Origin of the sequence: Burkholderia sp. BCC0097 (assembly GCF_902832985.1) — a bacterium.
In the GTDB taxonomy this organism is placed as follows: domain Bacteria; phylum Pseudomonadota; class Gammaproteobacteria; order Burkholderiales; family Burkholderiaceae; genus Burkholderia; species Burkholderia orbicola.
In genome coordinates, this window is record NZ_CADFDM010000003.1 from 361,424 (window position 1) to 381,859 (window position 20,436).

A 20,436-nucleotide genomic window follows, 5' to 3' on the forward strand; every position below is an offset into this window, starting at 1 on the left:
CTGCCGTCGCCGGCAGGCCCGTGTCGGGAAAACGTGCAACGGAGATCAGCCGTTGATCACGTCCGCGCCCTTCGGCACGACGAACTTGAACGTATCGCCCTTCCGCGGCGGGTTCGTCTGGATGTTCGTGAAGGTCAGCAGCGTGACGTTGCCGAACACGTCGTGCAGTTCCATCGCGGCGAGCGTGCCGTTGCGAAAGCCGATGCCGATCCGCTGGAACTGCGTGTCCTGCGCCTTCGGCAGCATCTCGAGCCAGTCGATGCCGCCCTTCTCGCCCGCATCGCGCAGCGTGTAGTTCTTGTCGAGATCGTTGCTGCCGAACAGGATCGCGGCCGGGCTCGCGCCCAGCGCGCCGTTCAGCTTGCGCTCGGTGACCTGGTTCAGGTCGCGGTCGTACACGTAGAGCTTGTCGCCGTCGGCCTGCAGCACCTGCTGGTAAGGCTTCTGGTAGGTCCAGATGAACTTGCCGGGCCGCGCGAACACGAACGTGCCGCTTGAATTGTCGGTGGGCTTCGGCGCGGCCTGCGCGGCGCTCGCGCCCTTGGCCGGCGCCTTGACGATCTGCTGGGTGAAATCGCCCTTCGCCGAACGCACCTGCGACACGAAGGCCTTCAGTTGCTCGGTGCCGCCCGCGAACGCGTGCGTCGCCGCGAGCATCAGCGATGCGCCGGCGAGCGCCGCGCCGAGCCAGCGCCGCGTCGAACGAAGGGAAGGGACGAACGAATGTTGCTGCATATTGCGGTTTTCTCCCTGGGTGGCCGGCGCTGCGGGCGCCGCGGACTCATTCCGCGTCGCGCGCCGGCACAAGAATTTCGCGGTTGCCGCTCGACGACATCGCCGACACGAGCCCCGACTGCTCCATCTGCTCGAGCAGCCGCGCCGCGCGGTTGTAGCCGATTCGCAGATGGCGCTGCACGAGCGAGATCGACGCGCGGCGGTTCTTGATGACGATCTCGACCGCCTGGTCGTACAGCGGATCAGACTCGCCGCCGCCTTCGCCGGTTCCCGCGCCGGCCGAGCCCTCGTCGCCGTCGGCGGTGCCGCCTTCGAGCAGGCCCTCGACGTAGTTCGGCTCGCCCTGCTCCTTGAGCTTCTCGACGACGCGATGCACCTCGTCATCAGCGACGAACGCGCCGTGCACACGCACCGGCAACCCGGAGCCGGGCGGCAGGTAGAGCATGTCGCCCATCCCGAGCAGCGATTCGGCGCCCATCTGGTCGAGAATCGTGCGCGAGTCGATCTTCGACGACACCTGGAACGCGATCCGCGTCGGCACGTTCGCCTTGATCAGGCCCGTGATCACGTCGACCGACGGGCGTTGCGTCGCGAGGATCAGATGGATGCCGGCCGCACGCGCCTTCTGCGCGATCCGCGCGATCAGCTCCTCGACCTTCTTGCCGACGACCATCATCAGGTCGGCCAGCTCGTCGATCACGACGACGATGTTCGGCAGGCGGCCGAGCGGCTCCGGATCGTCCGGCGTCAGGCTGAACGGGTTCGGAATCTTCTCCTCGCGCTTCGCCGCCTCGTCGATCTTGTTGTTGTAGCCCGCGAGGTTGCGCACGCCGAGCTTGCTCATCAGCTTGTAGCGGCGCTCCATCTCCGCGACCGTCCAGTTCAGCGCATGGCCGGCCTGGCGCATGTCGGTGACGACCGGGCACAGCAGGTGCGGAATGCCTTCGTAGACGCTCATTTCGAGCATCTTCGGATCGATCAGGATCAGGCGCACCTGCTCGGCCGTGGCCTTGTACAGCAGCGACAGGATCATCGCGTTGATCCCGACCGACTTGCCCGAGCCGGTCGTACCGGCCACCAGCAGGTGCGGCATCTTCGCGAGATCCGCGCACACCGGCTTGCCGCCGATGTCCTTGCCGAGGCTCAGCGTCAGCGCCGACGACGCGGCTGCATACACCTCGGAGCCGATGATCTCGGACAGGTGCACCGTCTGGCGGCGCTGGTTCGGCAGCTCGAGCGCCATGTAGTTCTTGCCGGGGATCGTCTCGACCACGCGGATCGACACGAGCGACAGCGAGCGCGCGAGATCCTTCGCGAGATTGACGATCTGGCTGCCCTTCACGCCGGTGGCCGGCTCGATCTCGTAGCGCGTGACCACCGGGCCCGGATACGCGGCCACCACGCTCGCCTCGACGCCGAAGTCCTTCAGCTTCTTCTCGATCAGGCGCGACGTGAATTCGAGCGTATCGGCCGAAATCGCTTCCTGCGTCTTCGGCGCGGGGTCGAGCAGCGACACCGGCGGCAGCGTCGAATCGCCCGGCAGGTCGGTGAACAGCGGCACCTGGCGCTCGCGCTCGACGCGCTCGGACTTCGCCGGCGTGACGACCGGCGGCACGATCGTCACCGGTTCGTGATCCTCGATACGCACGCGCTCCTCTTCGACCTTGCCCTCGCGGCGCACCGCCGCGGCCTCGCCGAGCTTGCGGTCGCGCTCGGCCTCGCGGCGCAGCTTCGCGACGTTGACGGCGGACAGGATCGCGCCGCCGACACGCTCGGCGACCGACAGCCACGAGAAGCGGAAATACAGCGACAGGCCGATCGCGAGCGCGATCAGCAGCAGCAGCGTGCCGCCCGTGAAGCCGAACGCATGCGACATCGCGCCCGCGACGGCCTCGCCGACGACGCCGCCCGGCGCACGCGGCAACTGCACCTTCAGCGACCACATGCGCAGCGCCTCGATGCCGTCGCAGGCGAGCACGACCAGCACGAACGCAAAGATTTCGGTGAGCCAGCCGATCGGCCGCTCCGGTTCGTCGGGAATCGCCTCGTGGCGCGTGATGCGGCGGTAATTGACGGCGATGCGCCGCCCGAGCGGCACGATCAGCCAGTAGGCCGACAGGCCGAACAGCAGCAGGATGATGTCGGCTGTCCACGCGCCGACGCGGCCGGCCCAGTTCGAGATGTGATCGACCTGGGCGGCGTGCGTCCAGCTCGGATCGCGCCGGCTGTAGCTCAGCAGGGCCATCACCAGAAAGGCGCAGAGCGCGACCTGGAGAATCCAGCGGATCTCCGTGAGGAGCTTCGACATCCGGTGCGGCAACGCCTGTGCCGGGGCGGAATAAGGAGCTTTTGCCATGAATCCGTATAAAGAGGACGGGCCGTGCGCCCGCCTGTCGTTCGATCGCGCTTATTGTAAACGCTGCACCGGGCCACCAAGTGTAAATGACGGTTACATAACGGGGACGGGGCGCCGAACCGGCGCCGCCGGCCACCACAAGCCGGCCGGATGGCCTACACCCGCGACAACGCGCGTCGTCACCCGGCAGCGTGCGGTCCCGCGCGCTGGCCCGTACGGACGGCACGCCCCACGCTATCGGCGCGATTAAAACTCTCGTTCGGCAGCGCAGCAACGGGGCCTTTATAATGCGCGTCTGATACCCATCTATGACGGCATCCCGGTCAACCCGGATCGCACGGCGAGCCCTACCCCGCCCGCCGGCCGCCTTTTACGGATTCGCACATGTCCACGCCCAAACACGCCAAAGTCCTGATTCTCGGTTCCGGCCCCGCCGGCTACACGGCCGCCGTCTACGCGGCACGCGCCAACCTGTCCCCGGTGCTGATCACCGGCATCGCGCAGGGCGGCCAGCTGATGACCACGACCGACGTCGAAAACTGGCCGGCTGACGCGAAAGGCGTGCAAGGTCCGGAGCTGATGGCGCGCTTCCAGGAGCACGCGGAGCGCTTCAACACCGAAATCGTCTTCGACCACATCCACACCGCGAAACTGCACGAGCAGCCGATCCGCCTGATCGGCGACTCGGGCGAATACACGTGCGATTCGCTGATCATCGCGACCGGCGCGTCCGCGCAGTATCTCGGCCTGCCGTCCGAGGAAGCGTTCATGGGCAAGGGCGTGTCGGCCTGCGCGACCTGCGACGGTTTCTTCTATCGCAACCAGGAAGTCGCGGTGATCGGCGGCGGCAACACGGCCGTCGAGGAAGCGCTCTACCTCACCGGCATCGCGAAGAAGGTCACCGTGATCCACCGCCGCGACAAGTTCCGCGCGGAGCCGATCCTGATCGACCGCCTGCTGGAGAAGCAAAAGGAAGGCGTCGTCGACATCAAGTGGGATCACGTGCTCGACGAGGTGACGGGCGAGGAGTCGGGCGTCACGGGCCTGCGCATCAAGAACGTGAAGACCGGCGCGACGGAAGACCTGCTCGTACAGGGCGTGTTCGTCGCGATCGGCCACAAGCCGAACACCGACCTGTTCCAGGGCCAGCTGGAAATGAAGGACGGCTACATCCTGACGAAGAGCGGCCTGCAAGGCAACGCGACGTCGACGAGCGTGCCGGGCGTGTTCGCCGCGGGCGACGTGCAGGACAACGTGTACCGCCAGGCGATCACCAGCGCGGGCACGGGCTGCATGGCCGCGCTCGACGCGCAGCGCTACCTCGAAAGCCTGCACGACAAGAAGTAAGCCGGAAGCCTTTTCGCGGCGGGCGCTACAATGGCGTCCGCTGCCGCGAAGCAGGCTCGACCGGAAAGCCGCTGCCGCCGCGCAGCGGCTTTTTTTGTGCCCGCGCGCCCGAACGCGCCTGCCCCGTTACCGAATCATGGCGAAGAACCAGCCCCATCCGAGCGATCCCGCGAAGCGGAAGATCGCTGCCCGTCCCGTGACCCCGGCGCCCGAGGCGCCGCCGCCCGTGCCCGACGCGGCCGCGTTGCGCGGCCAGGGCCTCGCGGGCCTCGGCGCGTTGCGCAAGTCGCTGCAAGGCGAAGCCGACCGGCGCGAGCGCGCGCGCATCGAAACCGCGCAGGCCGAGCGCAAGGCGGAAGCCGACGCGAACCTGTTCCGCAACGAAATCGGCACGATCCGGCCGCTGAACGCGCCGCCGCGCGCGTCGTCGGGCCGCATGCCGCCCGACCCGGTGCCGAAACAGACGCAGCGCGACGAGGAAGCCGTGCTGAACGCGACGCTGTCCGACGAATTCGATCCCGAGACGCTGCTCGACAGCGACGACTCGCTGTATTACCACCGCCCCGGCATCAGCCGAGACGTCGTGCGCAAGCTGCGTAGCGGCGCGTGGATCGTGCAGGCGCAGATCGACCTGCACGGCATGCGGCGCGACGAGGCGCGCGATGCGCTCGCCGAATTCATCCGCGAAGCCGGCAAGAAAGGGCTGCGCTGCCTGCGCGTGATTCACGGCAAGGGGCTCGGCTCGATCGGCAAGGAACCGGTGCTGAAGGGCAAGGTGCGCGCGTGGCTCGTGCAGAAGGAAGAAGTGATCGCGTTCTGCGAGGCGCGCGGCCACGACGGCGGCGCGGGCGCGGTGCTCGTGCTGCTGCAGCCGCACGCGGCGCCGGCCGACCGGGGGCCGCGTGCCGCATCCTAGGCTGACGCTCGCGATCGCGATACTGGAGGCGATCGCCACGCTGGCCTTCGCGATTTCGGGGTTCATCGAGGCGCGCAAGAACCGCCTCGACTCGGTCGGCACGTTCGTCGTCGCGCTCGCGACCGCCTTCGGCGGCGGCACGCTGCGCGACATCCTGCTCGAGCGCCGGCCGTTCTACTGGGTCGTGCACGACGACTACGTGATCGCGATCTTCGTGCTCGCGCTGTTCGCACCGTTCGTGCTGCGGATGCTGTCGCGGCTGTCGGCCGAACGGCTGCTGCTGATCGCCGATGCGATCGGGCTCGGCATCTTCAGCATCTCGGGCACGTCGATCGCGCTCGACGCCGAGATGCCGCGCTTCATCGCGGTGATGATGGGCGTGATCACCGGCGTGGTCGGCGGGATCGTCCGCGACGTGCTGTGCAACGACATCCCGCTGATCCTGCGCGATTCGCGGCCGTACGCGACCTGCGCGTTCGTCGGCTGCTGGTTCTATCTGCTGCTCGTGTGGCTGCAGTTCGACTCGGTGTACAGCGTGCTGCTCGCGACCGGCTTCATCCTCGTCGCGCGGCTCGCGACGTTCAAGTTCGACGTGCGGTTGCCGCATTGACCGACGCATCCGCGGACGATGAGCCGCATCGCCGAAACGAAAAAGGGGCCGTTCATCGAAACGGCCCCTTTGTCTTTCGTTCAGCGCGAACGCCGCGTCACGCGATCCGCTCTTCCGACGCCGGATCGAACAGCACGGCCTTCGACACGTCAAACAGCAGCGACTGCGTCTGCCCCGGCTGCGGGTTCGCGGCCGGATGCACGCGGCTCACGATCCGCTTGCCGTTCACCTGCGCGAACACGTGCGTGTCCGGCCCGGTCGGCTCGGTGACGTCGACGCGCACGTCGATCGGCTGCAGGTTCGACGCCTCGCCGTTGTGCGCGTTGCGCGCGTCGGTGATGCGCTCCGGACGCAGGCCCAGGATCACCTCGCGGCCCACGTGCGACTTCAGCTTCGCCGCGTCGAACGGCAGGATCAGCGCGCTGCGCGCGAGCCCCGTGTCGATCTCGAGCGCGATTCCGCCGCCCTGCTCGACCAACTTGCCGTTGATGAAGTTCATCGGCGGCGCGCCGATGAAGCCCGCGACGAACAGGTTCGACGGCGAATCGTAGATGTCCTGCGGCGCGCCGAACTGCTGGACCACGCCGTCCTTCATCACCGCGATCCGGTCGCCGAGCGTCATCGCCTCGATCTGGTCGTGCGTCACGTAGACGATCGTCGTGCCGAGACGCTGGTGCAGCAGCTTGATTTCCGCGCGCATCTCGATGCGCAGCTTCGCGTCGAGGTTCGACAGCGGTTCGTCGAACAGGAACAGCGACGGATCGCGTGCGAGCGCGCGGCCCATCGCGACGCGCTGCCGCTGGCCGCCCGACAGCTGGCCCGGCTTGCGGTCGAGCAGGTGCTGGATCTGCAGCATCGCCGACACGCGGTCGACGATCTGCTGCTGCTCGCTCTTCGGCACCTTGCGGATGTTCAGCCCGAACGAGATGTTCTCGCGCACCGTCATCGACGGATACAGCGCATACGACTGGAACACCATCGCGATGTCGCGATCCTTGGGCGACAGGTCGTTGACGACCTTGCCGTCGATGCAGATCTCGCCGCTCGTGACCGTCTCGAGCCCGGCGATCATGTTGAGCAGCGTCGATTTCCCGCAGCCCGAGCCGCCGACCAGGATCAGGAACTGTCCGTCCTCGATCTCGATGTCGACACCCTTCAGGACCGGCACCCCGTTCGGGTAGGTCTTGTACACGTCACGGATGGAAAGGCTTGCCATGCTGTGAATCCTCTGTCTCGTCTCGCGCGGCGCACTCGGGCGCCGCGTCGGGTTCGTTTCGATGCGCCGCGCGTGGTGCGCGGCCGGTTCGTCGTATCGGATGAAGCCGCGCCTACCCCTTCACCGCGCCCGCCGTCAGCCCGCGCACGAAGTAGCGGCCGGCGACGATGTAGACGAGCAGCGTCGGCAGCGCGGCGATGATCGCGCCGGCCATGTCGACGTTGTATTCCTTCACGCCCGTCGACGTGTTGACGAGGTTGTTCAGCGCGACCGTGATCGGCATCGAATCGACGCCGGAGAACACGATCCCGAACAGGAAGTCGTTCCAGATCTGCGTGAACTGCCAGATCAGGCACACCATGAAGATCGGAAGCGACACCGGCAGCAGGATCTTCGTGAAGATCGTGAAGAAGCCCGCGCCGTCGATGCGCGCGGCCTTCACCAGTTCGGCCGGCACGCTCACGTAGAAGTTGCGGAAGAACATCGTCGTGAACGCGATCCCGTACACGACGTGCACGAACACGAGGCCCGGAATCGTGTTGGCGAGGCCGAGCATCCCCTGCAGGCGCGCCATCGGCAGCAGGATCACCTGGAACGGAATGAAGCAGCCGACCAGCATCATCGTGAACAGCGCGTCCGCGCCGCGAAAGCGCCAGTGCGTGAGCACGTAGCCGTTGAACGCGCCGATCAGCGACGAGATCAGCACGGCCGGAATCACCATCTGCAGCGAGTTCAGGAAGAACGGCTTCATCCCGTCGCAGCGCACGCCGGTACAGGCGCCGCTCCAGGCCTTCACCCACGGCTCGACGGTCCACGAGGTGGGCGGCGTCAGCAGGTTGCCGGTGCGCAGCTGGTCGAGATCCTTGAACGACGTCGACAGCATCACGTAGATCGGGAACAGGAAATACAGCGCGAACAGGATCAGCGCCGCATAGATCACTGCCCGGCTGATCGTCATCTTAGGCTGCATTGCGGGTGCTCCTCGATTCCATATACATCAGCGGCACCAGCACCGCGACCACGGTCGCGAGCATCATCACCGAGGACGCCGCGCCGAGCCCGAGCTGGCCGCGGTTGAACGAAAACGTGTACATGAACATGGCCGGCAGCGACGACGACGTGCCCGGGCCGCCCGCGGTCAGCGCGACGACGAGGTCGAAGGTCTTGATCGTGATGTGGCAAAGGATCAGCAGCACCGAGAAGAACACCGGGCGCATGCTCGGGATCACGATCTTGCGGTAGATGGTCGGCAGCGTCGCGCCGTCGACCTGCGCGGCCTTGAAGATCTCGCCGTCGACCCCGCGCAGTCCCGCGAGGAACAGCGCCATCACGAAGCCGGTCGACTGCCACACGGCCGCGATCACCACGCAGAAGATCGCCTTGTCCGGATCGTCGAGCCAGCCGAACGAGAAGCTCGTCCAGCCCCAGTCGTGCATCACCTTCTCGAGGCCGAGGCCCGGGTTCAGGATCCATTGCCATGCGGTGCCGGTGACGATGAACGACAGCGCCATCGGGTACAGGAAGATCGCGCGCAGCGCGCCTTCGTTGCGGATCCGCTGGTCGAGCAGGATCGCGAGGAACAGCCCGAGGCCGACGCAGATCGCGATGAACGGAATCCCGAACCAGCCGAGGTTCGCGGCGGAGGTCCACCACACGTCGTTCTGGAACAGGTCCGTGTAACGGCCGAAGCCGTCGAATTCGTAGTTGGGCAACAGCCGCGAGCGGGTCAGCGACAGATAGCCGGTAATCAGGATGAAGCCGTAGATGAACACCACGGCGATCGCGACGCTCGGCGCGAGCACGAGCTTCGGGATCCAGCGATCGGCGAAGGCCGACATCGGCGACGTACGCCGTGCGGCGGCAGCGCCGGATCCGTTTCCGCTAAGAGGGGCAGCCACTTGATTCGACTCCTGGAACGAGGGCGACGCAGGCCGGGCCGGCGCCGGGTACGGCACGGGCTCGCGGGCGAGCCCGTTTGCTGCACATGCAAAAACGCCCGGCCGATGAAGCGTGTCCGGCCGGGCGCCTGGCGCGCGTTACTTGACCTTCGCGGCCTTCGCGAGCGCGGCAACGGCGCTCTTCGAATCCTGCTGCGAGTTCATGAACTTCGTCACGACGTCGGTGATCGCGCCGGCGGTCGCGTCGCCTTGCGCCATGCCGTGCGCGAGCGACGGCACGAAGCCGCCCGACTTGATCGCGGTCTGCTCGTCGGCATACGACTTCTTCGCGCAGTCGTCGAACTTGTCCATCTTCACGCCGAGACGCACCGGCACCGAGCCCTTCAGCAGGCTGAACTGCTCCTGGAACTCGGGCGTCATGATCGTCTTCGCGAGCGCGAGCTGGCCCGGCGTCGCGTTCTTCTCGCCCTTCTGCTGGAAGAACACGAACGAATCGACGTTGAACGTGTACGAATTCGCGGTGCCCGGCACCGGGGCGCAGATGTAGTCCTTGCCCGCCTTCTTGCCGGCGTTCTCGAACTCGCCCTTCGCCCAGTCGCCCATGAACTGCATGCCGGCCTTGCCGTTGATGACCATCGCGGTCGCGAGGTTCCAGTCGCGGCCGTTACGGCCGGTGTCGAAGTAGCCCTGGATCTTGCGCACCGTGTCGAACACCGACAGCATCTGCGGCGACGTCAGCGTCGCCTGGTCGAGGTCGACCAGCGCCTTCTTGTAGAACGCCGGGCCCTGCGACAGCACGACGTCTTCCCACAGCGTCAGGTCCTGCCACGGCTGGCCGCCCATCGCGACCGGCTGGATGCCCGCGGCCTTCAGCTTGTCGGCCACCGCGAAGAATTCGGGCCAGGTGGTCGGCACCTTCGCGCCAACCTTGTCGAGCGCGGCCTTGTTGATGTACAGCCAGTTGACGCGGTGCACCGAGAACGGCGCGGCGACGGTATGGCCCTTGTATTTGATGATCTTGTCGATTTCCGGCGGCAGGTTCTGCTTCCAGTCGCCGGCGGCCGAATCGATGTTGACGAGCACGCCCTGATCGGCCCAGTCCTGGATCAGCGGGCCCTTGATCTGCGCGGCCGACGGGGAATCGCCGCTGATCACCTTGGTCTTCAGCGCGGTCATCGCCGCGGCGCCGGCGCCGCCCGCGACCGCGAAGTCCTTCCACACGTAGCCCTGCTTCTGCAAGTCGTCCTTCAGCACGCCGACGGCCTTCGACTCGCCGCCCGAGGTCCACCAGTGCAGCACGGTTACGTTCTCGGCTGCCTGCGCCGCCACGGCGCCAGCCATCAGGCCCGCGGCGCAGAGCGCGCCCATGATCGAGCGAACTTTCATTACTTATCTCCTCCAGACTGAATCAACTCGTGAGGTTCCCCGACGGGGAACCGGCTTCTTGATAAACGACGGGGAAATCGAGCCGCGGGACGCATGCAGCGTACGGGGCCGATGACCGGCCGGGCTCTTACAGAAAGCGTGAATCGAGATTCAACGGCGTGTCTCCTCTTTGTGTTTCTGGCCCACCGCGATGCCGCGGCGCGAGCCCGGGGGCGACGGCGCGCGATGATGCGCTCCGTCAATGTCCGATACCATTCGGCACAAGGCGCTCCCGAAGGCGAAGCTCGCGCAGTTCATCGACCGCACTTCTTTTTTTCTTCACCCAGGTGCTACCCCTTGCGGCGGATTGTAGTTAAACTACAATTCAGTGTCAAAAATATTTTTATCGCACTACGGATCGCTTCAAGCACCCCAACACGGCGGAGACACATGCATACCGATTCCAGCTTTACCTTCGTACTTTTCGGCGGCACCGGCGATTTGTCGATGCGCAAGATCCTGCCCGCGCTGTTCGAAGCGCACCGTGCGAACATGCTGGCGGACGGGGGGCGGATCGTGGCCGTCGCACGACACGAATCGGATCGGGCGGGCTATCTCGAATGGGTCGACACGCATGTGAAGCCGCATGCGGCGAAAGCGGCAGGCAACGCGTTCGACGACGCGGCATGGAAGTCGTTTCTCGACCGCATCGAGTACGTGAAGCTCGATCTCGGCCGTGCGGAGGACTACGTCGTGCTGCGCGACGCGATCGTATCGTTGCCCGGCATCCGCGTGTTCTATCTCGCCACCGGCCCGTCGCTGTTCGTGCCGATCTGCAAGGCGCTCGCGTCGGTCGGCCTGAACGAAGGCTCGCGCATCGTGCTCGAGAAGCCGCTCGGCTACGACCTGAAGTCGTCCAACGCGATCAACGACGCGGTCGGCGAGATCTTCGCGGAAGGCCAGATCTACCGGATCGACCACTACCTCGGCAAGGAGCCGGTACAGAACCTGCTGGCGCTGCGCTTCGGCAATGCGCTGTTCGAGCCGCTGTGGCGCCGCGAATGGGTCGAGAGCATCCAGATCACGATCGCGGAAGAGCTCGGCGTCGAGGCTCGCGGCGATTTCTACGACAACACGGGCGCGCTGCGCGACATGGTGCAGAACCACCTGCTGCAGCTGCTGTCGATCGTCGCGATGGAGCCGCCGCACTCGATGGATTCCGACTCGGTACGCGACGAGAAGCTGCGCGTGCTGCGCGCGCTGAAGCCGATCGATCCGCGCGACATCGGCAAGGTCGCGGTGCGCGGCCAGTATCATGCGGGCGTGATCAAGGGCGCGCAGGTGCCGGCCTACGCGACCGAGCCGGGCGTGAAGCCCGACAGCCAGACCGAAACCTTCGTCGCGCTGAAGGTCGAGATCGAGAACTGGCGCTGGGCCGGCGTGCCGTTCTTCCTGCGCACCGGCAAGCGTCTGGCCGACCGCGTCGCGGAGATCGTCGTCAACTTCCGCCCGGTGCCGCACTCGGCGCTCGGGCCGACCGCGCTGCGCCCCGGTGCGAACCGTCTCGTGATCCGGCTGCAGCCGAACGAGACGATCCGCCTGTACTGCCTCGCGAAGCAGCCGGGCGAAGGGATGAACCTCGCGAGCGTGCACCTCGACCTCGCGTTCGACCAGTTCTTCAAGGAAGGGCAGATGGAGGCGTACCAGCGCCTGCTGCTCGACGTGATCAACGGCCGGCTCGCCCTGTTCGTGCGTCGCGACGAGCAGGAAGCCGCGTGGCAATGGGTCGAGCCGATCCTGAACGAATGGGCGCGCACGCTCAAGCCGCCGAAGCCGTACGCGGCGGGCACGTGGGGGCCGGCCGCGTCGAGCGCGATGCTCGCGCAGCACGACACCTGCTGGCTCGAAGAAGAAAACTGATGCAAACCGTTGCGGCGTACGCCACCGTACGCGGCAACGCGCCTCACGATTCGTACGATTTGAACAGACAAAGCAGTCCGGAGGAGATGTGATCGAGATCCACGCTTTCGACACCCAGGAAGCGCAAAGCGAAGCGCTCGCGCGCGCCGTCGGCGATGCGCTGCGCGCGGCGCTCGCCGGCCCCGCGCGCCCGACGCTCGCGGTGTCCGGCGGCACCAGCCCGCGCCCGTTCCTGCACACGCTGTCGCACGCGGCGCTCGACTGGGCCGGCGTCGACGTCACGCTGGTCGACGACCGCTGGGTGCCGGACGACGACGCGGCCAGCAACGCGCAACTCGTGCGCGACACGCTGCTGCAGCACGCGGCGGCCCCTGCCCGCTTCCTGCCGCTCGTCGACACGCGTGTGTCGCTCGACGCGCAAGTCGCCGCGCTCAACGCGAACGCCGACTACCGCGTGCCGACCGTCGCCGTGCTCGGCATGGGCGAGGACGGCCACACCGCGTCGATTTTCGCCGACGCGCCCGAATGGGACCACGCGATCACGACGTCCGAGCGTTTCGTCGCCGTGCATCCGGGCGCGGCGCCCCATGCACGCGTGAGCTATTCGCTCGATGCGCTCAAGCGCGTCGATCGGCTGTTCCTGCTGATCGCGGGCGCCCGCAAGCGCGACGTGCTCGACGCGGCAGCCGCGTCGCTGCAGAAGAACGCGATTTCCCAACTGGCCAACGACAAGGGGACCCAGCTCGATGTCTACTGGTGCGCAAAGTAAGGCGGTCGTCGCGGGTCAGCATGCCGACGGCCCGCGCCTGCTCGCGGACGTCGGCGGCACCAACGCGCGCTTCGCGCTGGAAACCGGCCCCGGCGAGATCACGCAGATCCGCGTGTATCCCGGCGCCGACTATCCGACGATCACCGACGCGATCCGCAAGTATCTGAAGGATGTGAAGATCAGCCGCGTGAACCACGCGGCGATCGCGATCGCGAACCCGGTCGACGGCGACCAGGTCACGATGACCAACCACGACTGGAGCTTCTCGATCGAGGCGACGCGCCGCGCGCTCGGCTTCGACACGCTGCTGGTCGTCAACGACTTCACCGCGCTCGCGATGGCGCTGCCGGGCCTGACCGATGCGCAACGCGTGCAGGTTGGCGGCGGCGCGCGTCGCCAGAACAGCGTGATCGGCCTGCTCGGGCCCGGTACCGGGCTGGGCGTGTCGGGCCTGATTCCGGCCGATGACCGCTGGATCGCGCTCGGCAGCGAAGGCGGCCACGCATCGTTCGCGCCGCAGGACGAGCGCGAGGATCTGGTACTGCAGTACGCGCGCAAGAAGTTTCCGCACGTGTCGTTCGAACGCGTGTGCGCGGGCCCCGGCATGGAGATCATCTATCGCGCGCTCGCGGCGCGCGACAAGAAGCGCGTCGCCGCGACCGTCGACACGGTCGAGATCGTCGAGCGCGCGCATGCGGGCGACGCGCTCGCGCTCGAGACGGTCGAATGCTTCTGCGGGATTCTCGGCGCGTTCGCGGGCAGCGTCGCGCTGACGCTTGGCGCGCTAGGCGGCGTGTACATCGGCGGTGGCGTCGCGCTGAAGCTGGGCGAGCTGTTCACGCGCTCGTCGTTCCGCGCGCGCTTCGAGGCGAAGGGCCGCTTCACGCACTACCTCGAAAACATCCCGACCTACCTGATCACCGCCGAATATCCGGCGTTCCTCGGCGTATCGGCGATCCTCGCGGAGCAGTTGTCGAACCGTTCGGGCGGCGCGTCGTCGGCCGTGTTCGAGCGGATCCGACAGATGCGCGACGCGCTGACGCCGGCCGAGCGCCGCGTGGCCGATCTCGCGCTGAACCATCCGCGCTCGATCATCAACGATCCGATCGTCGACATCGCGCGCAAGGCCGACGTGAGCCAGCCGACCGTGATCCGGTTCTGCCGCTCGCTCGGGTGCCAGGGGCTGTCGGATTTCAAGCTGAAGCTCGCGACCGGCCTCACCGGCACGATCCCGATGAGCCACAGCCAGGTGCATCTCGGCGACACGGCCACCGACTTCGGCGCGAAGGTGCTCGACAACACGGTGTCCGCGATCCTGCAGCTGCGCGAGCACCTGAATTTCGAGCACGTCGAGAACGCGATCGAGATCCTGAACGGCGCGCGGCGCATCGAGTTCTACGGGCTGGGCAACTCGAACATCGTCGCGCAGGACGCGCACTACAAGTTCTTCCGCTTCGGAATCCCGACGATCGCGTACGGCGATCTCTACATGCAGGCCGCGTCGGCCGCGCTGCTCGGCAAGGGCGACGTGATCGTCGCGGTGTCGAAGTCGGGACGCGCGCCCGAGCTGCTGCGCGTGCTCGACGTCGCGATGCAGGCCGGTGCGAAGGTGATCGCGATCACGTCCAGCAACACGCCGCTCGCGAAGCGCGCGACCGTCGCGCTCGAGACCGACCACATCGAGATGCGCGAGTCGCAGTTGTCGATGATCTCGCGAATTCTGCATCTGCTGATGATCGACATCCTCGCGGTCGGCGTCGCGATCCGTCGCGCGTCGACCAACGGCGAATTGCCGGAGGCCGTCGCGCAGGCGCGCGCGCGGGCAAGCGACGACGAAACGGCCGACGTGCTCGACTGGCTGAGCCACGGTGCGTCGCCGGCGGCGAAGGACGTCGCGCGGGACTGACGCTTCGACGAAACACCGTCGATCCACGACACCCCGAACGCTGGATTCAGGCCCGGCGTTCGGGGTGTTTTGCATCAGCGGCACCGGCGCGAACCACAGCAGCCCGGCAGGCATCGATGACGGCACGTGACGTCATACGTTCGTACATCCCCACATTTTCGAACAAGTCCAATTGTCAGCAGTTGCTCAGGCTCGGTAACTTCCTTCACTCCGCGTGATGCCGCCATCCCGGTCCGACGCGAGAAATGACGCGTTTCTCACACAACCCCGATTGGCATCGACGGCATCACGTTCATCCAGTTTGCGGAGAGGGATATGACTAGACCTCGTTTTTCAGCCGCATGGGCAGCAGCAATGCGCATTTACGCGCCGATAAATTCCGCGGAGAAAGTTGCGCGAACGATTGGGGCCAACGTGGCCACCAATATCCAGCGATGGGACAAAGCAGAAGTGATCAAATTCCCGCCTTCGCTGGGAGGCAGCGCCCTGGACGATAGGCAGGGGACCGTTCTCTTCGAGATTTCAGCCTCGTCGATAGCCTGAGAGAGGAATACTATAATGAACAATACCTATGCCTTTGGTACACATCGAGATCTCACGCCGATGGAGCTGTTTTTCCTCGTCTTTATCGATGAGACATGCAAGGAACTTGGTGTTGACGATGTAGCAGCAGTGGTTGCCATTGTGGCCGGTCAAAATTGGATGCCAACACGAGCGAAGCCCTTTGGTACCACGCCGGGTACTTCTGTTGCGTCGATATTGAGTCGCAAGTATCTGGACTACGATTTGAAGAAGAAGATCCTCCCAACGCTGACCAATGCCAGCGTCAAGCGCTTGAAGTTCATTCTGGTAAGAAACATTGGGGTTTTCGTTGGGCGCGCGGTTCCTGTCGTTGGCTGGGTCATTGCTGCCAAGGATGTCACGATGATCAGCGTTCGTTCCGTGTCGCGCTATAACGCGCTTGTTAAGCCTGAGGACAAGGTGTTCTGATGAGCCAGTTTACATGGAACGAGTTTGAGGACTTTGTGAGAAAGGAGGCCGGTGTTAGTCCCAAAAAAATTCTCACAAAAAGTCATGCCATCGAAGGTGATTTGGATATCACTGGCGACGACGCGGTCGAATTTATGGAGCGCTTCTTCGATAAATTTCCGGTGCAAGTTGGAGATTTTGAGTTCAATCGCTACTTCTCAGGAGAGGGCTTTAGCTTGATTGAAGTGGCGCGGATGGCTTTCTCCAGAAAACGCCGAGAAAAATATGACAAAGTGCCGCTGACTCTAGGCATGCTCTATCAGGCTATTTTGGATGGAGAGTGGAGCAATCAGCGCTTGGAAAATCTGCCGCGTTGATTGCACCTCGCCAAATAGACCTGTTTATTTTTTAGGCGATGTGTTGGATCTGTGTCCACCTCTGGAGTCTGTCATGAGACAAAATCCGCTGGTCCGGGGTGTGATGTTCTGGGCCCTCATGTTCGCGGCACAACCGAGCCACGCCACGGATACGTCGTCGCCACAAACGGGCGCCCGAACCTACGCGCAGAACTACAAGGACATGGTGCTCGCCGAATGCATCGCGACCGCTTACCGGAATGAACCGTCCGCCGCGATGGACGCGGGAAGCAGCGCCAGTGCACTCATGGATTGGACCGACTTCGATTTGGAACGGAACCCCGACGCAGGCAAATCGCTGGTCAATCGTTTTCTTGCACGCGACTATCGCAATCCGATCGTCGAATCCGAAATCAAAGGCGCGCGGTTTGATTTTCTGAAATGCCTGGATCTGTATCACAGTCGGGAACTCGATGACCAAGTCAAACGGGTCGTGATCAACCCGAAGCGCAGCTATCGACTCGACAATCGCTCGTCAGACCGTTCAAGGTGATGCGGACGCGGAAATAACCCAATGCACGACTCGCGTCGCCGGCTGACCGGGTTACATCGGCATGGTGTTCGCTCGGGTTGCCGGTGGGGCGAATATCGTCGACATACTCGCGCCCTCCGTCAGTTCCGCCGCGCCGCTCAGGCGCCCGCCTTCACCGGCCGTCCATGCCAGCGCAGCACCAGATAGCGCCCAACGAAGCACAGCACGCCCGACACGCCGATCGTCACGCCCATCGCGAACGGCGTGCCGTCCGCGAGTGCGCCGATCGCGACGCTCGCCAGCGCGCCGAGCGCGAGCTGCATCGCGCCGAACACGGCCGCCGACGCGCCCGCGTTGTGCGGATAGCGATGCATCAGGTCGGTCGTGCAGTTCGCGGACAGGATCCCGACCACGCCGACGACGAAGAACAGGCACACGACGATCGACCACAGCCCGCCCAACCCGGTCAGCGCGACGAGCGCAACCGCGAGCGACGCGATGCAGCTCACGAGCGATGCAGCCGAGATGATGCGCAGCGAGCCGATGCGGCCGACGAGCCGCGTGTTCGCGAAGTTGCCGATCATGATCCCGACGACGTTCAGCCCGAACAGCAGCCCGTAGTGCTGCGGCGACACGTGGAAATACTCGATGTACACGAACGGCGTCGCGGTGATGTACGAGAACATCGACGCGAACGCCATCCCGCCGCACAGCATGTGCCCCCATGCGACGGGGTCGGACAGGATGCGCCCGTACGATGCGAACGACGCGAGCACGGCCGCGCTCTTGCGCCGCTCCTTCGGCCAGGTTTCGGGCACGCGCAGGTACGCGGTCGTCGCGCAGAGCGCGCCGAACACGGCCAGCACGACGAACACGCCGCGCCAGCCGGAAAAACGCAGGATCTGGCCGCCGATCAGCGGCGCGAGCAGCGGCCCGACCGCGGTGACGATCGCGACCATCGACAGCACCTTCGCCGCGTCGCTCGGCTCGTGCGCGTCGCGCGCGATCGCCCGTGCGAGCACCGACGCGGCGCCGGCGCCGAGCGCCTGCAAAAAGCGCACGACGATCAGCATGTCGATCGAACCCGCCACGAAACAGCCGATGCTCGCGAGCGTGAACAGCGCGATCCCGCCGAGCAGCACGGGGCGGCGGCCCCATGTGTCGGACAGCGGGCCGTACAGCAGCATGCCGATCGAGAAGCCGGCCATGAAGCTCGTCAGCGTGCGCTGCGCGGCGCCGGCACTGACGGAGAAGCCCGCGGCGATCGACGGCAGGCTCGGCAGGTACATGTCGGTGGCGATCGGCCCGCAGGCCGCGAGCGCGCCGAGCAACAGGATCAGCCGGGCATCGGGCCGGCGCCGGACGACGTGGGACATGGGTATCCGGAATGGGAGCCCGCGCGCATCGGGGCGCGCGTGGCGGTGAAGACGGGAAGCCGCACCGCAAGCGGCGCGTTCAGGCCCATGATTGTACGCGCAACTTTTTTGCGTGCCTCGGGCTGCATGGGCGGCGGGCAGGAACACGCCCACGCGCGTCGTGCGCCGAACCAGCGCGCGGGCGGATTCGATTAAGCTTGCTGCTTGCCTTTCTTGTCTGACCTATTCGACGTACGACCGACCCGATGACCGCTTTCCTGCTGATCTGGAGCCCCAAGAAATGGCCATGGCCCGAGTTGCCCGACGTCGCCGCGCGCGTGAAGGCCGGCGAGGCCGTGCATGACGTGTGGGGCTGCGGCTTCGCGCGCGGCATCCTGCCCGGCGACCGCGTGTTCCTGCACCGCGTCGCGAAGGAGCCCAAGGGCGTGTTCGGCTCCGGCTACGTGACGCGCGCGCCATACGAGGTGCCCGATCCGTCGACCAAGCGCGGCTACCGGCTGTGCATCGACTTCGTGTACGACTGGCTGGTCGACGCGCATCAGGACGTCGTGATCCCGCGTGACGCGCTGCGCGTGCATCCGTACTCGGTGCAGACGTGGGACGCGCAGAGTTCCGGCACGTCGATCAAGCCGATGGTCGAAGGTCCGCTCGAAAAGCGCTGGGCCGAGCTGACCGGCAAGCGCAAGCCGCCGCGCTAAGCGGAAACCGGGTCGAATCGGGGCAGCCTTTCTGTCCGGCCGATTCCCTCGGCGCGCCGAAAAGCCGCGGACCGGCCGGCGGGCTTGCCGCGCGTGTCTCCGGTACAATCAGACGATCGTTCCGCCCAGGCGCCGCGGCCCGTGCACAGGCCCCCGCGCCCTTCTCTCGCAGGTTTCGCTCATGTCCAACAATCAGATCCTCTTCGAACGCGCCCAGAAGACCATTCCGGGCGGCGTCAACTCGCCGGTGCGCGCATTCCGGTCGGTCGGCGGCACGCCGCGCTTCGTCGCGCGCGCGCAAGGCCCGTATTTCTGGGACGCCGACGGCAAGCAGTACATCGACTACATCGGCTCGTGGGGCCCGATGATCGTGGGCCACGTCCATCCGGAAGTGCTGTCGGCCGTGCAGAACGTGCTCGCCGACGGCTTCTCGTTCGGCGCGCCGACCGAAGCCGAGATCGAGATCGCCGAGGAAATCTGCAAGCTCGTGCCGTCGATCGAGCAGGTGCGGATGGTGTCGAGCGGCACCGAGGCGACGATGAGCGCGCTGCGTCTCGCGCGCGGCTTCACGGGCCGCAGCCGCATCGTGAAGTTCGAGGGCTGCTACCACGGCCACGCGGACAGCCTGCTGGTCAAGGCCGGCTCGGGCCTGCTGACGTTCGGCAACCCGACGTCGGCCGGCGTGCCCGCCGACATCGCGAAGCACACGACCGTCCTCGAATACAACAACGTCGCCGCGCTGGAAGAAGCGTTCGGCGCGTTCGGCGACGAGATCGCCGCGGTGATCGTCGAGCCGGTCGCCGGCAACATGAACCTCGTGCGCGGCACGCCCGAATTCCTGAACGCGCTGCGTGCGCTGTGCACGAAGCACGGCGCCGTGCTGATCTTCGACGAGGTGATGTGCGGGTTCCGCGTCGCGCTCGGCGGCGCGCAGGCACACTACGGGATCGCGGCCGATCTCACCTGCCTCGGCAAGGTGATCGGCGGCGGGATGCCGGCCGCCGCGTTCGGCGGCCGCCGCAACATCATGGCCCACCTCGCGCCGCTCGGCGGCGTCTACCAGGCCGGCACGCTGTCGGGCAACCCGATCGCGGTCGCCGCGGGCCTGAAGACGCTGCAACTGATCCAGGCGCCGGGCTTCTACGACGCGCTCACCGCGCAGACGAAGCGCCTCGCCGACGGCCTCGCGGCGGAAGCACGCGCGGCCGGCGTGCCGTTCGCGGCCGACTCGATCGGCGCGATGTTCGGCCTGTACTTCGCCGAGCGCGTGCCGACCAGCTTCGCGGAAGTCACGAAGAGCGACACCGAGCGCTTCAACCGCTTCTTCCACCTGATGCTCGACGAAGGCGTGTACTTCGCGCCGTCCGCGTACGAAGCCGGCTTCGTGTCGAGCGCGCACGACGATGCGGTGATCGACGCGACGCTTGCGGCCGCGCGCCGCGCGTTCGCGGCACTCGCCGCCTGACC

Annotated in this window: 19 protein-coding genes; 12 read left to right on the top strand and 7 right to left on the bottom strand. The window is 66.1% G+C overall.

What is annotated here, in order from left to right; all coding sequences use genetic code 11:
• Nucleotides 1-45: 45 nt before the first annotated feature.
• Together lolA and HWX07_RS11320 are read right to left on the bottom strand one after the other, a co-directional pair.
• A complete protein-coding gene (lolA, locus tag HWX07_RS11315) occupies nt 46-735 on the bottom strand; it encodes an outer membrane lipoprotein chaperone LolA (protein ID WP_175876352.1) in 690 nt (229 codons plus the stop codon).
• 46 nt (nt 736-781) lie between these two features.
• The gene (locus HWX07_RS11320; protein ID WP_012328086.1) at nt 782-3,091 is read right to left on the bottom strand and encodes a DNA translocase FtsK; all 2,310 of its coding nucleotides are present in this window, start codon (nt 3,089-3,091) and stop codon (nt 782-784) included.
• 384 nt (nt 3,092-3,475) lie between these two features.
• Here HWX07_RS11320 and trxB point away from each other — a divergent pair, with 384 nt between their 5' ends.
• The 3 genes from trxB to HWX07_RS11335 all read left to right on the top strand — a co-directional run bounded on the left by trxB (nt 3,476) and on the right by HWX07_RS11335 (nt 5,964).
• Nucleotides 3,476-4,438 carry a thioredoxin-disulfide reductase gene (gene trxB, locus HWX07_RS11325; protein WP_006476644.1) on the top strand — a complete coding sequence of 321 codons (963 nt, stop codon included), beginning with the start codon at nt 3,476-3,478 and terminating at the stop codon, nt 4,436-4,438.
• Between the two features lie 136 nt (nt 4,439-4,574).
• Nucleotides 4,575-5,354 (top strand): Smr/MutS family protein, encoded by a 780-nt coding sequence (locus tag HWX07_RS11330; protein ID WP_011544830.1) that lies wholly within the window; start codon nt 4,575-4,577, stop codon nt 5,352-5,354.
• Nucleotides 5,341-5,964: a trimeric intracellular cation channel family protein gene (locus tag HWX07_RS11335; RefSeq protein WP_011544829.1), complete on the top strand. Its 624-nt coding sequence runs from the start codon at nt 5,341-5,343 to the stop codon at nt 5,962-5,964. Before HWX07_RS11330 ends, HWX07_RS11335 begins: the two co-directional genes overlap by 14 nt.
• Nucleotides 5,965-6,061: 97 nt before the next feature.
• On the opposite strand, the gene ugpC is transcribed toward HWX07_RS11335, so the two are convergent.
• The 4 genes from ugpC to HWX07_RS11355 all read right to left on the bottom strand — a co-directional run bounded on the left by ugpC (nt 6,062) and on the right by HWX07_RS11355 (nt 10,464).
• The gene (gene ugpC / locus HWX07_RS11340; protein ID WP_006476647.1) at nt 6,062-7,180 is read right to left on the bottom strand and encodes a sn-glycerol-3-phosphate ABC transporter ATP-binding protein UgpC; all 1,119 of its coding nucleotides are present in this window, start codon (nt 7,178-7,180) and stop codon (nt 6,062-6,064) included.
• Between the two features lie 112 nt (nt 7,181-7,292).
• Nucleotides 7,293-8,150: a carbohydrate ABC transporter permease gene (locus HWX07_RS11345; RefSeq protein WP_175876353.1), complete on the bottom strand. Its 858-nt coding sequence runs from the start codon at nt 8,148-8,150 to the stop codon at nt 7,293-7,295.
• The gene (locus tag HWX07_RS11350) at nt 8,140-9,078 is read right to left on the bottom strand and encodes a sugar ABC transporter permease (protein ID WP_011544827.1); all 939 of its coding nucleotides are present in this window, start codon (nt 9,076-9,078) and stop codon (nt 8,140-8,142) included. Before HWX07_RS11350 ends, HWX07_RS11345 begins: the two co-directional genes overlap by 11 nt.
• A gap of 138 nt (nt 9,079-9,216) precedes the next feature.
• Entirely contained in the window at nt 9,217-10,464 is a 1,248-nt protein-coding gene (locus HWX07_RS11355) for an ABC transporter substrate-binding protein (RefSeq protein ID WP_006476650.1), read from the bottom strand.
• 429 nt (nt 10,465-10,893) lie between these two features.
• On the opposite strand from HWX07_RS11355, the gene zwf reads away from it, so the two are divergent.
• The 7 genes from zwf (at nt 10,894) to HWX07_RS11390 (ending at nt 16,916) form a co-directional block, all read left to right on the top strand.
• The gene (gene zwf, locus HWX07_RS11360; RefSeq protein WP_175876354.1) at nt 10,894-12,363 is read left to right on the top strand and encodes a glucose-6-phosphate dehydrogenase; all 1,470 of its coding nucleotides are present in this window, start codon (nt 10,894-10,896) and stop codon (nt 12,361-12,363) included.
• Nucleotides 12,364-12,451: 88 nt separating this feature from the next.
• A complete protein-coding gene (gene pgl, locus HWX07_RS11365) occupies nt 12,452-13,132 on the top strand; it encodes a 6-phosphogluconolactonase (protein ID WP_175876355.1) in 681 nt (226 codons plus the stop codon).
• A complete protein-coding gene (locus HWX07_RS11370; protein WP_089439434.1) occupies nt 13,110-15,038 on the top strand; it encodes a bifunctional transcriptional regulator/glucokinase in 1,929 nt (642 codons plus the stop codon). Before pgl ends, HWX07_RS11370 begins: the two co-directional genes overlap by 23 nt.
• Nucleotides 15,039-15,353: 315 nt before the next feature.
• A complete protein-coding gene (locus HWX07_RS11375; protein ID WP_175876356.1) occupies nt 15,354-15,581 on the top strand; it encodes a hypothetical protein in 228 nt (75 codons plus the stop codon).
• 15 nt (nt 15,582-15,596) lie between these two features.
• Nucleotides 15,597-16,028, top strand: coding sequence for an STM2901 family protein (locus tag HWX07_RS11380; protein WP_124699070.1), 432 nt, complete (start codon nt 15,597-15,599; stop codon nt 16,026-16,028).
• A complete protein-coding gene (locus HWX07_RS11385; protein ID WP_175876357.1) occupies nt 16,028-16,384 on the top strand; it encodes a DUF1493 family protein in 357 nt (118 codons plus the stop codon). Before HWX07_RS11380 ends, HWX07_RS11385 begins: the two co-directional genes overlap by 1 nt.
• 73 nt (nt 16,385-16,457) lie before the next feature.
• Nucleotides 16,458-16,916, top strand: a complete 459-nt coding sequence (locus HWX07_RS11390; protein WP_175876358.1) for a type VI secretion system amidase immunity protein Tai4 — start codon at nt 16,458-16,460, stop codon at nt 16,914-16,916.
• A gap of 137 nt (nt 16,917-17,053) precedes the next feature.
• Here HWX07_RS11390 and HWX07_RS11395 read toward each other — a convergent pair whose 3' ends face one another.
• A complete protein-coding gene (locus HWX07_RS11395) occupies nt 17,054-18,271 on the bottom strand; it encodes a Bcr/CflA family multidrug efflux MFS transporter (RefSeq protein ID WP_175876359.1) in 1,218 nt (405 codons plus the stop codon).
• A 245-nt stretch (nt 18,272-18,516) separates the two neighbouring features.
• Here HWX07_RS11395 and HWX07_RS11400 point away from each other — a divergent pair, with 245 nt between their 5' ends.
• Both HWX07_RS11400 and hemL read left to right on the top strand, forming a co-directional pair.
• Nucleotides 18,517-18,969 (top strand): hypothetical protein, encoded by a 453-nt coding sequence (locus HWX07_RS11400; protein WP_012328082.1) that lies wholly within the window; start codon nt 18,517-18,519, stop codon nt 18,967-18,969.
• Between the two features lie 181 nt (nt 18,970-19,150).
• Nucleotides 19,151-20,434: a glutamate-1-semialdehyde 2,1-aminomutase gene (gene hemL, locus HWX07_RS11405; protein WP_175876360.1), complete on the top strand. Its 1,284-nt coding sequence runs from the start codon at nt 19,151-19,153 to the stop codon at nt 20,432-20,434.
• Nucleotides 20,435-20,436 lie beyond the last annotated feature (2 nt).